At 74.1% G+C, this 14,813-nt stretch carries 13 protein-coding genes; 8 read left to right on the forward strand and 5 right to left on the reverse strand.

Annotated features, from left to right (window positions below; genetic code table 11):
• Positions 1-7 precede the first annotated feature (7 nt).
• On the reverse strand, positions 8-1,405 hold the full coding sequence (locus ACRAKJ_RS09215) for an aminotransferase class I/II-fold pyridoxal phosphate-dependent enzyme (protein ID WP_438923849.1): 1,398 nt from the start codon (positions 1,403-1,405) through the stop codon (positions 8-10).
• A 376-nt stretch (positions 1,406-1,781) separates the two neighbouring features.
• Between ACRAKJ_RS09215 and ACRAKJ_RS09220 the strand changes: the two genes are divergently transcribed.
• Complete coding sequence (locus tag ACRAKJ_RS09220) at positions 1,782-2,507, forward strand: dienelactone hydrolase family protein (protein WP_438923848.1); 726 nt, start codon at positions 1,782-1,784, stop codon at positions 2,505-2,507.
• A gap of 70 nt (positions 2,508-2,577) precedes the next feature.
• Here ACRAKJ_RS09220 and ACRAKJ_RS09225 read toward each other — a convergent pair whose 3' ends face one another.
• Positions 2,578-2,907, reverse strand: a complete 330-nt coding sequence (locus ACRAKJ_RS09225; RefSeq protein ID WP_438923847.1) for a hypothetical protein — start codon at positions 2,905-2,907, stop codon at positions 2,578-2,580.
• A gap of 347 nt (positions 2,908-3,254) precedes the next feature.
• On the opposite strand from ACRAKJ_RS09225, the gene ACRAKJ_RS09230 reads away from it, so the two are divergent.
• From ACRAKJ_RS09230 to ACRAKJ_RS09240, 3 genes are all read left to right on the forward strand, one after another.
• Positions 3,255-3,506, forward strand: coding sequence for a hypothetical protein (locus ACRAKJ_RS09230; RefSeq protein WP_438923846.1), 252 nt, complete (start codon positions 3,255-3,257; stop codon positions 3,504-3,506).
• Positions 3,497-3,898, forward strand: a complete 402-nt coding sequence (locus tag ACRAKJ_RS09235; RefSeq protein ID WP_438923845.1) for a tannase/feruloyl esterase family alpha/beta hydrolase — start codon at positions 3,497-3,499, stop codon at positions 3,896-3,898. The genes ACRAKJ_RS09230 and ACRAKJ_RS09235 overlap by 10 nt, the downstream gene beginning before the upstream one ends.
• A gap of 211 nt (positions 3,899-4,109) precedes the next feature.
• Positions 4,110-5,654, forward strand: a complete 1,545-nt coding sequence (locus ACRAKJ_RS09240; RefSeq protein WP_438923844.1) for an alpha/beta fold hydrolase — start codon at positions 4,110-4,112, stop codon at positions 5,652-5,654.
• A gap of 27 nt (positions 5,655-5,681) precedes the next feature.
• Here the strand turns inward: ACRAKJ_RS09240 and ACRAKJ_RS09245 are convergent, their stop codons facing one another.
• The 3 genes from ACRAKJ_RS09245 to ACRAKJ_RS09255 all read right to left on the reverse strand — a co-directional run bounded on the left by ACRAKJ_RS09245 (position 5,682) and on the right by ACRAKJ_RS09255 (position 10,025).
• On the reverse strand, positions 5,682-6,455 hold the full coding sequence (locus ACRAKJ_RS09245; RefSeq protein WP_438923843.1) for a polysaccharide deacetylase family protein: 774 nt from the start codon (positions 6,453-6,455) through the stop codon (positions 5,682-5,684).
• A gap of 82 nt (positions 6,456-6,537) precedes the next feature.
• On the reverse strand, positions 6,538-8,136 hold the full coding sequence (locus tag ACRAKJ_RS09250; protein WP_438923842.1) for an ABC transporter substrate-binding protein: 1,599 nt from the start codon (positions 8,134-8,136) through the stop codon (positions 6,538-6,540).
• Positions 8,133-10,025 (reverse strand): hypothetical protein, encoded by a 1,893-nt coding sequence (locus ACRAKJ_RS09255; RefSeq protein ID WP_438923841.1) that lies wholly within the window; start codon positions 10,023-10,025, stop codon positions 8,133-8,135. Before ACRAKJ_RS09255 ends, ACRAKJ_RS09250 begins: the two co-directional genes overlap by 4 nt.
• A 405-nt stretch (positions 10,026-10,430) precedes the next feature.
• On the opposite strand from ACRAKJ_RS09255, the gene ACRAKJ_RS09260 reads away from it, so the two are divergent.
• From ACRAKJ_RS09260 to ACRAKJ_RS09275, 4 genes are all read left to right on the forward strand, one after another.
• On the forward strand, positions 10,431-10,874 hold the full coding sequence (locus ACRAKJ_RS09260) for a hypothetical protein (RefSeq protein WP_438923840.1): 444 nt from the start codon (positions 10,431-10,433) through the stop codon (positions 10,872-10,874).
• Positions 10,871-12,106: an AAA family ATPase gene (locus ACRAKJ_RS09265; protein ID WP_438923839.1), complete on the forward strand. Its 1,236-nt coding sequence runs from the start codon at positions 10,871-10,873 to the stop codon at positions 12,104-12,106. The genes ACRAKJ_RS09260 and ACRAKJ_RS09265 overlap by 4 nt, the downstream gene beginning before the upstream one ends.
• Positions 12,103-13,866 (forward strand): tetratricopeptide repeat protein, encoded by a 1,764-nt coding sequence (locus ACRAKJ_RS09270; RefSeq protein ID WP_438923838.1) that lies wholly within the window; start codon positions 12,103-12,105, stop codon positions 13,864-13,866. Before ACRAKJ_RS09265 ends, ACRAKJ_RS09270 begins: the two co-directional genes overlap by 4 nt.
• 169 nt (positions 13,867-14,035) lie before the next feature.
• On the forward strand, positions 14,036-14,797 hold the full coding sequence (locus ACRAKJ_RS09275; RefSeq protein WP_438923837.1) for an aldolase/citrate lyase family protein: 762 nt from the start codon (positions 14,036-14,038) through the stop codon (positions 14,795-14,797).
• The last annotated feature ends 16 nt before the right edge of the window (positions 14,798-14,813 follow it).

Genomic DNA, 14,813 nt, shown 5'->3' on the forward strand with positions numbered 1-14,813 from the left:
CGTCGCGTCAGGCAGGAGGCGCGAGCAGGTGGGGGTAGCGCTCCACGGCGTGGCCCAGCACCGCGACCGCCTCGTCGACGCGCCCGCGCTCCACCGCCGCGTAGCCGAGCACCAGGGCGGCCTCGACGGGGCGCGGGTCGAGGCGGAACCGCGCGCCGTGGTCCGCCAGCACCCCGCGGCCACCGGCGACCGAGACGAGCCGGCGCGCGTCGACCCCCGGCGGCAGCGGCACGTAGGCGTGCGTACCGGCCTGGCCGCCCACCACCCCGAGCCCCGGCAGGTGGCGCCGCACGGCCCGGACCACCGCCTCCCGCCGCCTGCGGTAGGTGCCGCGGACCCGCCGGACGTGCTGGTCGAGCGATCCGCGCGCCAGGAAGTCGGCCAACCCCAGCTGGGTCAGCGCGTCGGGCTCGACGGCCCGGCCCGCCTGGGTCCGGTCCAGCGCGTCGAGCACCGGTCCGGGCGCCGCGAGCCACCCCAGGCGCAGGCAGGGGCCGAGCAGCTCCCGGGTCTGCCCCGCGTAGACCACCCGCGAGGGCGAGCGGCGCTGCAGCGCGAGCGGCTCGCCGCCGTGCCCCAGCCACAGGTGGCCGTACAGGTCGTGCTCGATCACCCACCCGTCCACCGCCGAGGCCCACCCCAGCAGGGCTTCGGCGCGCGACGGCGACAGCACGGCGCCCGTGGGCACCTGGGCCACCGGGTTCACCAGCACCGCCCGGGCGCCGCTGCGCGCCAGCGCGTCGACGTCCAGCCCGCTCCCGCGGTCCACGGGCACCGGCACCACCTCCAGCCCCGCGCGGCTCGCGACCTGGGCGTGCCGCTGGTCACCGGGGTCCTCGACGGCGAGCCTGGTCACGCCGAGCATGCGCAGCGCGCCGCACACCGCGTCGAGCGTGTGGGCGAAACCGGAGGTGATGACCAGGTCCCCGGCCTCGGCGATCACCCCCCGCGTGCGACCGAGGTAGCCCGCCAGCTCGGCGCGCAACGCGGGCACGCCCTGCGGGTAGCGCCTCGGCCGGATGCCGCGGTCCATCGACCGGATCACGTGCTGGTAGGAGGCCAACCACTCGCGGCCGGGGAAGAGGGTCATGCTGGTCGCGTGCGCGCGCAGGTCGAAGCGCACCGCCTCGTCCGCCGGCGGCACCGCGGCCCGCCGCCGCGGCAGGTGGGCCGCCACCCGCGTGCCGGAGCCCTGCTCCGCGCTCAGGTACCCCTCGGTGATCAGCTGCCCGTACGCCTGCACGACGACACCGCGGGACACGCCCACGTCCGTCGCCAGGTGGCGACTGGACGGCAGGCGCGTGCCCGCGTGCAGCGTGCCGTCGAGGATGCGGTCCCGGAGCGCGTCCTGGATCTGCGCCGTCATGGGTACGGGCGAGTGCCGGTCCACTGTCATCGGCAGCATCGGGAACTCCTTCGGATGTTCGGCAGGCCGCCTTGAACGCGGGAACCCGCCGAGTGGTCGGGTCCGACGACATCGAAGTGGTCTGGTGAGCGACCGCACCGCCCCCCGGTCCTGACCTGGAACCGGTTCCGGGTATGCAGAAGTCGACTCGCATCCGACCCCCCTGGGACCAGTCCTACCAGATCGATCGACGGGGGGCGTGGGGTTTGTCGGGTGGCCGGTGACCGGGCCCGCCACGATGCCGACGACGCGGCTGTCGCGGTTGCGGGGAACGGGTCGCCGAACGCGACACGCGGATCTCCGAGGACACCCGCGCCGTTCCGCCGGCGGTGAACCCCGGCCCGACCGTGCCCGTCGATCACTACTGTCCGGCCTCATGGCGACGATCACCACGCGCACGGTCGAGTACCCGGCCGACGGCCTGACGATGCGCGGGCACCTCGCGCTCCCGGCCGGGACCGACCGCCGGCCCGCGGTGCTGCTCGGACCGGAGGGCACGGGGCTCGGCGACGTCGAGCGCCGCCGGGCCGACACCCTCGCCGGACTGGGGTACGTGGCGCTGGCCTTCGACCTCCACGGCGGACGCTACCTGGGCGATCCCGAGGAGATGCTGGCCCGTTGCCTGCCGTTGCTCGCCGACCCCGACCGGATGCGGGGCATCGGCCACGCGGCGCTCGACGTGCTGCGCGCCGAACCGCGGACCGACCCCGACCGGATCGCCGCCGTCGGCTACGGCACCGGCGGCGCGATCGCGCTGGAACTCGGGCGCGACGGCGTCGACCTGCGCGCGATCGGGACCGTCAACGGACTGACCACCGGCCGACCGGGCGAGGCGGCGCGCATCCGCTGCCCGGTGTGGGCCGGGGTCGGGTCGGAGGACCCGATCATGCCGCCCGCGCAACGGGACGCGTTCACGGCCGAGATGCAGGCCGCGGGCGTCGACTGGCGCCTCGTGGTCTACGGCGGCGCCCTGCACGCCTTCCACCACCCGCCGGTCGAGCACACCGTGCTCCCCGGCGTCGGGCACCACCCGCGGCACGCGCGGCGAGCCTGGCACGACGTCGTTAACCTGCTTGCCGAGTGCCTGCCCGTGAGGGGGTGATCCGGACGCCCCTATGACGGGCCTGTCGAACGCGCCCGTACCCGTGTCGCGGCGCGCCGGTGGCGGCCGTTCACAGCTGCCGGCGACCCCGACCCCGTAGACGAGCGCGGAGCAGGGCATAGCGGGTCCCGGTGCCCCGGTGCCGTTCCTGCCGGGCCGTCACCCGGCCTTTCCGGGAGGTGTGGCGTCCTCGGTCGAACGGGCCGTGGACGTGTTCGTCGCCTTCGAACACCCGCCGCCGGTCGCGTGCGAGCAGTGGCAGGCGGATGCGTTCGCGGACGGGCACCCGGGGCGTGCAGACGGCGGCCAGGTCGAGGTCGTCGACCACCCAGAGCGCTTCGCGGTCGATGCCGGACTCGGCGTCGTCGGCGGGCAGGGCGGTACAGCGGGGGTCGCTCATGGTGTCGGTGGACTCCGGTGCTCGTGCAGGAGGCGGGTGCGGTGCACCGCCTGGGGACCAGTGCGGCCCGCACCGACTGCGCGGTACGGGCTTCGAGCGGCACGCCGGGACGCGGCGGGGGAGTGGGTCAACCCGCCGTCGGTCTCTCCGAGCGCTACTGGTCACTGCTGCACGTCGGCCATGATGTTCAGCCCGCCGACCACCGGTCAACGGATTTTTCGGGCGGGGCGGACACCGTCGGCTCCGGTCACCCGAAGCGTTCCGCCTCTCGGCGGTGCCGCGGGTCCGGGTTCCGCCGCCGTCGTGAACGGCGTCTTCCACCACGCGTCCCGGCAAGGAGGTCCACCGTGGTCCCCCGCCTGGCGGTCGCCGCCGCCGCGCACCCCTGCTCCAGCCTGCGGGCGTCGTCGGTGATGGCGGCGAACCATGCTCGGCGGTGCGGCCTGAACGGGTCCGTCCCGCCGCTCACGAACGCGTCGAGCCCCTGGGGCTCCCAGAAGAAGCCACTTCCGCTCAGCCGGGGGTACGCGGTGTTCTCCAGCGACTCCGGGCACCAGAACAAGACCGGACAACACCCCGCGACGTCGCGGTGGCGTTGATCCACTCCCGCTACGGTCGCGCGCCCGCCAAGTCCTGCTTCCTCGGCTACTCGAAGGGTGGCGGCGAGGCGCCGGCCGCCGCACCGGGCTGGAACGTCACGGCGGTGGCGCTCGGCATGTTCGACGTGACCCAGGCGGTGGCCGTACCGGGGGCCTGGCTGAACGAGGCCGAGCGACACACCCTCCACGCCGCGGTGATGAGGACGTGCGGGCCCGCGCGAGTGGACTCGTTCGTCCGCTACTACGAGGTCCCCGGCGCCCAGCACGGACCCTCGTCGACGTTCCAGCCGGAGCGGGACCAGCCGGCGACGATCGAGGACTGGGTGGAGAAGGGCACCGATCCGGCGAACGACGTCGACGACGCGGAGTCCTTCACCTGCGCTTCCCGGTGACGGCCGACCGGCCGGTGGCCGGTCGGCCGCTGTCCCCCGTGAGGACTACGGAGAAGTGTCCGCAGCAAGGGGATTCGCGGCGCCTCGGTCCTCCGTAGGTTTCACCGGCGACGGCGTCAGTGCGCCGTGGCACACCGAGAACCGGAGGGCGAGGGCGTTGAAGGAAATGCAACGGTCAGCGGGAGTCGGTGTCCCCCGGAGGTTCACCGGGGTGGTGACGGCGGTGGCGCTCACCGTCGCCGCGGTGGCTGCCTGTGACGTCGCAGCGGAAGAAAGCGCGACGGGGGAGAACGCACCACCGGTGGTCGCCGAGGCGTCCGCCACGCCGCGCATCACCTGGGGCACGTGCCCGGCGTTGGCCGAGGGCGCCGGTCGCGACCCGCGGCTCACCTGCGGAACGGTGGAGGTTCCGCTCGACCACCGGGACCCCGGCGGCGAGAAGATCGAGGTGGCCGTCTCGAAGCTGCCGGCGGCGAAGTCCCGCGACCGCCGCGGTGTCCTGCTGCTGAACCCGGGCGGCCCGGCGTTGTCCGGCCTGGACACCCCGGGTGTGGTGGCACCGACCCTGCCGCCGTCGGTGTTGGCGGCCTACGACCTGATCGGCTTCGACCCGCGCGGGGTCGGGCACAGCACCCCGCAGAGCTGCGGCCTCGACGACCCGTCCCTCGCCGACCTCTTCCCCTACCCGGCCGCGGACGGCTCGATCACCGCGAACGTCGACCGCGCCCGCACCGCCGCCGAACGGTGCGCGACGAACGCCGGCGAGAAGCTCCGGTACTTCACCACCGCCAACACGGCCCGCGACCTGGACCGCATCCGCGCGGCGCTCGGTGAGGAGAAGATCTCCTACTGGGGCCAGTCCTACGGCACGTACCTCGGCGTCGTCTACGGGTCGCTGTTCCCGGAGCGCGTCGACCGGGTGGTGCTGGAGGGCAACGTCGACCCCACGAAGGTCTGGGCCAAAGCGACGGACAACTGGGGCAAGGCCATGGCGGAACGCTTCCCCGACGCGGCGGAAGTCGCCGCGGCGCAGCACGCCGCGCTCGGACTGGGCGGCACCGTCGACGAGGTGACCCGGAAGTACCTCGCCCTCGCCGACCGCCTCGACCGCACCCCCGCGCCCGTCCCCGGCACGCCGCTGGCCCTGTCGGGTTCGGTGCTGCGCACCGTCACCTACAGCCTCCTGCTGGACAACGGGACCCTCCCGGTGCTCGCGCAGTTCTGGAAGGCCGCCGTCGGGTTGGCCGACGGCACGCTCACCGAGGCGGACGGCCGGGTGCTGCGACAGGTGTTCACCGCGCCGCCGCCGACCCCGGGCGTGCCGGCCGACAACCAGGCCACCCTGTTCCTGGCGCTGACCTGTGGCGACGCGCCGTGGTCCGACGACGTCGACGAGTACGCCCGCCGCACCGCCGAGGACCGCGCGGCCTGGCCGCTCACCGCGGGGATGCCCGCCAACACCTGGCCGTGCGCGTTCTGGCCGAAGCCGGTCGAGGAGCCCGTCCGCGTGACGGGCGAGGGACCGCGCACCACGCTGATCCTGCAGAACCGCAGGGACAACGCCACACCGTGGGAGGACGGCCTCGGGCTGTACGAGGTCCTCGGCGGGCGAGCGGCCTTCGTCGGCGCGGACAACGGCGGGCACTACGCCTACCACCGGGGCTCCGCGTGCGTGGACGAGGCGACGGTGACGTTCCTGACCACCGGTCGGCTGCCGGAGGAGGAGGTCTACTGCACCGACGTCGCCCCGCGGTGACCGTGGTCGCCGGCGCGACGCGGCGGGTCAACGAGGTGGGCCGGTGGTGAGCAGGTCGGACACGGTCACCAGCCGGTAGCCGCGGGCGCGCAGACCCTCCACCACCGGTCCGACGGCGAGCCTGCTCTGCTCGCGGTCGTGGTACATGCCGTGCAGCAGCACGATCGAGCCGGGCGTGACGTGGTCCAGGACGTACCGGGTGGTGGCCTCCGCGCTGCGGTCGACCTCCGGGTGGGTGTTCGGTTCCACGTCCCACATGACGGTCGTGCGGTGGTGTTCGCTCAGGTAGCGGGGCAGCGAGACGAGCTTCTTGCCGTACGGTGGGCGGAACGTGATCGGGCCTTGGTAGCCGGTGGCGCGGATCAGTTCGTCGGTGGTCTCCACCTCCTCGGCCACCCGTTGCGAGGACAGGAACAACATCCGTTCGTGCGTGTAGGAGTGGTTGCCCACTTCGTGGCCTGCCGCAACGATCGCCTCGCCCAGGTCGGGGTGCGCGGCCAACTCCTTCCCGGTGAGGTAGAACGTCGCCAGGACGCCCTTGTCGGCCAGCGCGTCCAGCAGCGGGCGGGTGCCGGCCGGGTCCGGGCCGTCGTCGAAGGTCAGTGCGACCACCTTCTCGGTGGTGGCGACGGCGGAGACGAGCCCGCCGTAGAACTGGAACGTCCGGGACTGCGTCAGCCGCAGCAGTCCGAAGGCCGCCAGTGGCAGCAGGACGACCGCGGCGAGCAGGCCGGCGGCCCACTTGCGACCACGGGGAGTGGTGGAGGTCGAACGCACACGTCCCGTTGTCGCCGAGGTCATCGGGTGAACGTACATGCGTTCGACGGCCGTAGCGGTCGACCGAACCGCCCCGGCCTTGGTGGGAACCCTGACGCGGGCGGCCTCAGCACTGCGGTAGCGGTTCGCCGGGGCGGACTTCGATGCTGGGGACGCGTCCCGGTTGGGTGCCTTGGGGGAGGGGGCACACGCGGACCACGGGAGGGCCGGCGCCGATGCGGTTGCCGCTGTTGTCGAAGGTGATCGACCCGCCCGCGCCGAGCACCGCCTGGTCCGGTGAGGAGAAACCGCTGATCGCGGTGTTCACCTGGCTTCGCCGCACCTCCGAGTCGACCGCGAGGGTGCGCAGGGCCGCGGCGATCGTCGTCAGCGCGTCGTGGGCGTTGACCGCCCAGCCGGCGTCGGTGTGCGCCACGTCGAACCCGGCCTCGGTGAACGCCCGCTCGAACTCGGTGAAGCCGGGGTTGTCCGGCCCCGCCTTGTCCGCACCTCCGACCAGCGTCGAGACCAGGCGGACCCGGCCGGCGCGGTAGCCGGTGGAGCCGAGGGCCTTGACCCGCAGGTCCTCCTGCACCGGGTCCAGTTCCGGCGCGCGCAGGCGCTGGCCGTCGGAGGTGCTGAGCACCGTGACCGACGCCGCGGCGCACTGGCCGTTGGCGTACGCCTCGTCCAGGCTGAACAGGAACCGGGCCAGGTCACGGCCCCGCGCTATGTAGGCCACGGTGATGTCGCCCTCGACCCCGCACACCCGCCGGGCGGTCTGGAGCACCGTGCTGGACTCGGCGGGGTCGAACTTCACCTCGGTGATGTTCCCGCCGAACTCACGTTGCACCAGCGGCAGCGTGGTGCACGTGTACGGGTCGGAGCCGCCGGTCGGCACCATGATGAACTCGGGCCGCGCCGGTACCGCTTCCCTGAGCCGGGCGACCTGCACCGCGCTGCGGAACGCCACCCGGTAGAAGTAGTCCTGGCCGATGCCCTCCGAGTAGGTGTTGTCCTTGTCGCACGAGGTGAAGTCGGGCCGGTCGTCCCGCGACCCGCTCTGGTCGAACCCCTCCGCGGTGACGAGGTCCGACACCACGGGCAGCCGCGCCTCCGCGAGCAGGTCGGCGATCCGGGCGGACTGCTCGGTGCTCAGCCCGATGCCGGCGACGGCGGCCACCTCGCCCACCTCGGCCATCCGCCGGGCGACCCGGACGGGTGTGTCGGACGTGCCGTAGGCACCGGTGTTGCCGATCAGCAGCCGCATCGGGTGCAGGCAGCCGGTGCCGTTGGCGCGCCGCTGGGCGGCGGCCATCCCCTCCAGCTCGTGCACGGCCCGCGCGCCCGCGTACTGGTCGGTCATGGTCAGCAGCACGCCGACGGTCGCCGGCGTGCCCTTGGGGTCGCACTGGTCGGGCGCCGACCGGTTCTGCTCGTCGATCACCCGCATCACCTGGTCGAAGGCGCCCAGCCCGAAGGAGTACGGGCCCGGGGTGAGGCCGACGCACTCGTTGTCGGACCACCACACGTCGTCGCCCGGCCAGAAGCCGTCACCGCACCGGGCGTCGTCGACGATGGCGCCCAGGCGCGGCACCACGACCGCGGCGGCGGCGACCAGGACCACGACCAGGCCGAGCCTGACCCAGTCGGTCCAGCGCCTCGGGAAGCGCCGGGGGTTCGGCACGACACCCCAGCGGTAGCGCTTCTCCTGCGGCACGCTCACCACGTGATCCCCCTCCGACGGTCGTAGTCGCGCGCGCGTTCCAGCAGTGGCGCGGAGTCGCGGGCCGGCTCCGAGAGCTGCCGGAAAGCCTGCGCGACGGTGACGCACAACGTGCTGACCGCGTCCTCCTCGGTCCAGCACGGGTCGTGGTCGACCGCGGGGACGGCGCCGAGCAGCCGGTAGGCGTGCCCCTCGGGCGTCTTGGGCAGGTTCACGCCCCGCACGACGTCGAGGTCGCGCTCGCGCGGGTCCGGCTCCTCGGTGATCACGTCGAACCGCGCCAGCCACTCGTCGGTGGGCAGCACGGGCAGCAGTTCGACCAGTCGCGCGGCCACCGCGCCGCGCTCGCCGAGCAACCGGGCGTGCCTCAGCTCCGCGGTCTCGTCACGCGCCCGCGCGCGCAGCCGCCCGAACAGCTCGGCCCACCGGTCCGGGGTGTCGGCCAGCGCCCGCAGGCCCAGGTACCGGACGAGCGGGTGCAGCCGGTCTTCCGGGGCGGGCCCGGTCCACAGCGTCGGGTGGGTGAACAGCGGCGAGTCCAGCGTGATCGGCTCGGGCAGCAGGTCCGCCAGTTCCTGGGCCTCCAGCCGGTCGTGCGCGGCGGACAGGGTGACCAGGGCGTCGAGCAAGTCTCCCGGCCGACCCCGGTGGCCGCGCACGAAGGGGCGCAGCAGGTGCCGGTGCATCGGCACGCCGGCGGTGGGCCCGTCGCGGCGCAGCAGCCGGTCCAGGTCCCCGATCAACTGCGGTTCGTCGTGCAGGCGCCGCAGCACGTGCGCGGTGGACTCGGCGTGGCCGCGGGTCAGGCGGTGGACGACCGCCGCGACGCTCCGGGCGGCGAGGTGGTCGGGCCACAGGTGGTTCTTGGCCAGTTGCACCACGTTGTCCGGCCTCAGGTCCCCGAACGACACGCGCAGCCACATGCCGCTCAGCGGCGCGGTCGCCGCGTTCTCCTCCTCCACCACGACCGGTGGCGGCAGCTCGCCCGCCAGCTCGCCCGCCAGGGTGCCGCCGCTGGTCGTGACGAGGGTGAGCGGGTCGGCCGTGCCGGCTTCGGCGCTGCCGTGGGTGTCGGCGACGGCGCGGCGCACCCGCAGCAGGGCGCCGGTGAACGACGACGCGGCGGAGGTGTCCCCGTCGTCGAGCAGCACCAGCACGTTCGCCGGTCGCCCGGTCGCGCGGGCCAGGCTGTGCCGCAGGTCCGCCAGCAGGGCGGCGACGAGCAGGTCGTCCACCTCGCGCCGGACGCCGGGGTTGTCGTTGCGCGCCTGGACGCTGAGCTGGAGGCGGACGCGCTCGCCGTCGAGCCCGAGACCCTGGTCCTGGTGACCGAACCACGCCAGCGCCTCGCGGCTCCAGGCGAGCCGGGCACCGCGCTTGGACTCGCGCAGCGAGTTCCACAGGCCGTCGAGCAGCGGGGGGATGGCGGGTCCGCCGGGCACCACGTTCGCCAGGAGCTCGCCCGCCGCGCCCACGAGGGAGTGGATCAGGTCCTCCAGCCCGCGCCTGCTGCTGTTGGTGCGCGCGCGCAGCTCGTCGAGCGCTTCCTCGGGGGTGAGCCCGTCGACGTCGGTGGCGATGGCCAGCTCGGCGAGCAGCACGCGCTCGAAGGTGAGGCGGTAGCCGGGTGCCCCGACGCCCAGGCCGAGCACGACGGCGGCGAGGACGGGGCGCACGGCGCGGTTCTCGTCGTTCTCCAGCTTGCTGGGGCTCACCAGGACGGTGGCGGTGCGGTCGCGCCAGTTCGCCAGCGCGCGGTTCAGCAACGCCGTGCGCCCCGAGCCGCCGCACCCCTCGACCACGAGCACCGGCCGGTTGCCGACCCCGCGCGCCGGGACCTCGGTCAACCGGTCGACGAGCCTGAGCAGACCGGTGCGCCCGACGAACACTCGCTCCCCCTTGGTGACGCCCGCGGGACTGCGCGACAGGTCCGGTCCGACAATTGTCGGTGACGACGGGAACGCTATCAACGGCGGCGATAACGGTGATCCGATATCACGCGTTCCGGTGGGATTGCCGACGACCAGGTGAGCGCATCACCCGAATGCGATGAACGGCTCTGCGCTGAGTGGTGATTAATGCGTGGTGGAAAGGAATATTCCGCGATTCCCACCTCGTGCGGGGTGTCGTGATCCGCAGTGGCCCGGCCGGCGGGGTGTGGACCGGGGGTGGTGCGAACGACCGATGTGGTCCGTTCGTCATCGGAATAGTTTGTCGGTCGCGAGACCCGGGTCGGCGCGCGTCCACGGCCGTGACCGCCACCGCGGACGGCCGAGCAGACGAGAGAGAACCGGATGACCAGGGACAACGACCCCGACGTGGCCGCCGAGCTGGACCGCCTCGACGCGGCGGTCAGAGCGGCGCCCCCGGGGGACACGACGGCGCAGATCGCGTTGTGGCGGTGGGTGGCGGCGTTGGAGCACTGGTTCTTCATCGCGCGGGGGTCGGCGGACCGGCCCCGTCCCTACGGCGTGGCCGCCGAGCAGGGGCCGATGATCTGCCTCTACAGCAGTGCCGCACGGGCGGGTGAAGCCGCACGGGCCCTCGGGTTGGTCGACCCGGGGAGCGGCACGACGCCGTTGTTCAGCGTGCCGGCGCCGGCCGCGATCGACTACGTCGCCTCGTTCGGCCAGACCGGCGTCTTCGGTGTGACGCTGGACCACCCGCGGCTCGGGCACTACGTCCCGCTGGCGAACCTGGGGCTGCTCAAGGGCTGGGTCGAGGGGGCCGGGCGGTGAACGGCGCCGACCCGGGCGACGGGTTCGTCGAGGTGATCGCGCGCGAGGTGGCGGCCGACCCCGGCAACCTGGCGTTGCGCGAGGACTTCATCACGCTGCTGCTGGAGCGGGACCCGGACCGCGCCGCGGCCGAGCTGATGGCGTTCGAGGCGTTCGGCGGTGACCCGGCACGGGTCCGCCTGCTGCGCGCCCGGCTGATGGCGGCGCGGTTGCGGACCTCGAACCCGCCGCCGCCCGCCGGGACCGCGTCCCCGGCCGCGCCGTCCGCACGGCCCGGGAAGAGGGAGTCGGTTCCGGCCCCGGCCCACGGGGACCGCCGGGACAGCGGCTCCGCCGTCCCGCCGTCGCTGTGGGACGCCGAACGCCCGGCGGTGACGCTGGCCGACGTCGCGGGCCTCGCCGAGGTCAAGCGGCACCTGGACACCGCGTTCCTGGCCCCGCTGCGCAACCCCGAGCTGGCGGCGGCGTTCGGGCAGAAGCCCGGCGGGTCGCTGCTGATGTACGGCCCGCCCGGGTGCGGCAAGACGTTCATCGCCAGGGCCATCGCCGGCGACCTCGGGGCGTCCTTCATCCACGTGACGCTCGCGGACCTGATCAGCAGTTGGATCGGGGAGAGCGAGAAGGCGATCCAGAGCGTGTTCCGCGACGCGCGGGCCGCCGCGCCGTGCGTGATCTTCTTCGACGAGTTCGACGCGCTCGGCGGGCGGCGCACCTCCGGCGGCGGCGGGTCGCAGACGATGCGGATGATCGTCACCCAGCTGCTGGAGGAGCTCGACGGCGTGGCCGGCGTGAACGACGGGGTCTACTTCCTGGCCGCCACGAACCGGCCGTGGGACATCGACCCCGCGCTGCGCCGACCGGGCCGGATCGACAGGACGGTGCTGGTGCTGCCGCCGGACGCGGTCGCCAGGGCGGTGATCGTCCAGAACGCGCTGGCGGACAAGCCCGCCGGTGGTGTGGACGTCGCCGCCGTCGCGGCGGCCACGGAGGGGTTCTCCGGTGCCGACCTCAGCCACCTGACGACCACCGTGCTGCAGCAGGCCATGGTCGAGTCGATGAGCAGCGGTGAGCTGGTGCCGGTCACCACCGACGCGGTGCTGGCCGCGGTCGGCGGCATCACGCCGTCCACGACGTCCTGGTTCGACCAGGTGGCGCCGGTGCTGGAGTACGGCGTCGACGACGGCACCTTCGACCAGCTCCGGGCGTACCGGGTCAAGCGAGGCATGCGATGAGCGGCTTCGACCGCGTGGCCGCCGACGACGACGCCGTGGAGCGGACCCTGGACCTGGCCTGGGAGCTGTTCGGGGCGCAGCCGACGCACCCCAGGGTCGCCGAGCTGGCGTCGCAGGTGCTCGCGGTCCAGCCGGAGCGGAGCAGCGTGTCGCTGCTGCTCGCCAACCACCGCGAGGTCTGCGGCCAGGCCGACGAGGCGCGGCGCCTGTACCTCCAGGTGGCCGGTCGCCGCGACCACCAGTTCGTCAACGCGGTCCGTGCCCTCCGGCACCTGGCGTCGGCCGAGCACGACCACCGCGAGGCGCTGCGCTGGGCGCGCGCGGTGCTGCGCGAGGAGCAGGAGGAGTGGGGCGACTGGATGGAGCTGGGCTCCGCCCAGGCGCTCTGCGGGGAGCACGAGGACGGGTGGCGCGGGCTCGACGAGGCGGTGGCGCTGTGCTCCCGCACGGCACCGGACGACCTCCCCGCCGCGCTGGGGAAGCGCGCGGCGTACCTGCTGGCGAGCTTCGCGCCACCCGACCGGTTCGTCCCCGCGGCCGAGGAGGCCGTCCGGGCCGACGCGGCGAACTCGTGGGTCGGCGTGATGCTCGGCTGGTCCTACCTGGTGCAGTACCGGTTCGCCGACGCCGAACGGCTCGGCCTGCGGCTGCTGCGCGAGAACCCGACGGAGGAGCTGCTCCAGGGCCTGGTGGAGACGGCCCGGACGATGCTGCGGATCGTCGAGAACGCCCACGCCCAGGACATCACGCTGGAGGACATCCGCCGCAGCGGGGTGATCGAGCTGGGGTGGCGGCAGCTCCGCGACCAGGTGCTCGGCACCGACCTGGCCTCCGCGCTGGCGGCGCTGGACGAGGTGATGCCCGCCGACCTGCGCGCCACCCTGCGACCGGGGATCCCGGTCCCCGACGTGCCCGGGGGCGACAAGCTCGGTTCCCTGGTCGCGGAGGACCTGCTGGCCTGGCACGACGGCCAGCGGCCCGGCTCCGGTGCCGCCTGGGGGGCGGCCGAGCCGTTCCGCCTGATGTCGGCGGCCGAGGTCATCGCCATGAGCACCGCGATCGAGGCCGACCCGGCGGCGCACCCGGACTGGCCCGAGAACGACCTCTGGGAACAGGTGATGACCGACGACGCCGGGGCGCACCTGGTCGTCGTCGCGCTCGGGGCGCTGGTCAAACGCCGCCCCGGGCACCCCGACGAGCCGGTCGCCGAGTCGATGGCCGACTGGGTCTGGGACCGGGTGGCCGACTTCGGCGGTCGGGACCCGCGACCGGCACGCCGGAAGGCCGTGGCCCTGCCGACCGACTTCCCCGCTGTCCCCGGGACGTCGTTGACCGGCGTCGTCGCGACGATGTGCGCCGCGCTGGGCGCGTCCGAGGACTCGGCGCCGTACGCGGAGCTGCGCCGGCTCTTCCCCGCCTCGACCGTCCGGCAGAGCGCGCTGGACCCCGTGCCGCCGAGTGCCGACGGCGTCGACATCGCGTTGCTCGACGGGCTGGTGAAGAGGGTCACCGTCGATGTCGCGCGCTGCCCGGCCGCCGACCGCGTGATCTCCGGGCTCGACCTCGACGGGCACCGCGGCTCGGCCGACGCCCACGTGCGGGCGCACGGCGTCGTCCCGCACAACAGCTGGGAGAAGCGCGCCACCGGCGAGGTCACCGTCAACTACGACCTCGCCGAGCACCGGCTCGGCCTGCAGTGGGAGAAGGGGAGGCTCGCCCGCATCTTCGTGGCCGCCACCGATCGGCCGGCCGACGGCTGAACGAGGACACGGCCCGGTGGGCGATCGCACCGGTGTCGTGGGGGCGCCTCCCCGGGGGTGCCTCCCCGAGGGGCCGCCCGGTCGCACCACCGGGTCGGAGGTGCCGTCGGTCGCCGGGTCGAGCATGATCGGCGCCGCGGCGCTCGAACGACGACCAGGGGGGACACCGATGAGCGGTACCGGCCAGGGCGCGGGCGCGCCGCGGGACCTCGGCACGGGGCTGTGGGTCGGGAGCACCGACCGGCGGGTGGTCCGGGCGGCTGCCGGAGGCGGGTTCGACTGGGCGTGCGTCGACGAGCAGCACGGGGGCGCGGCCGGCGGGAGGGAGAACACCGACCTGATCGCGGCGGTTCGCGCGGCGGGCGTCCCCGCTTTCGTCCGGGTCGCCTGGAACCGGCCCGAGCTCATCGGCAGGGCCCTCGACAGCGGCGCCGACGGGGTCATCGTCCCGATGGTCGACAGCGTCGAGCAGGCACGGGCAGCGGCCTCGGCGGCGCGGTTCGCGCCGCGGGGCACCCGCAGCTTCGGGCCGGTCCGCTCCACCGACGCGGTGACGGCGGCGGTACCGGAACAGGCGAACGCGGACGTCCTGTGCCTGGTGATGGTCGAAACGGCGCGCGGTCTCGACGCGGTGGCCGACATCGCGGCGGTGGACGGTGTGGACGGCATCTTCGTCGGCCCGTTCGACCTGTCGTTGGCGCTCGGCTCGGACGTGGCCGGACTGCTGGCCGACGACAGCGAGGACGCCCCGCTCCGACGGGTGGTCCGCGCCTGCCGGGCCCGTGGTCTCGTGGCGGGCGCGTACGCGGGATCGGTGGACCGCGTCGTCCAGCTCCGGAGGGCGGGCTTCACGATGATCGCCGCGGTCGACGACCTGGCGATGATCGCGCGGAGCGCGGGCGAAGCCGCCGCTGCGGCGAAGGTGCGCTGAGCTGCTCGTCGTGGCC

The sequence above is a fragment of the Saccharothrix sp. DSM 118769 genome (genome assembly GCF_052936295.1).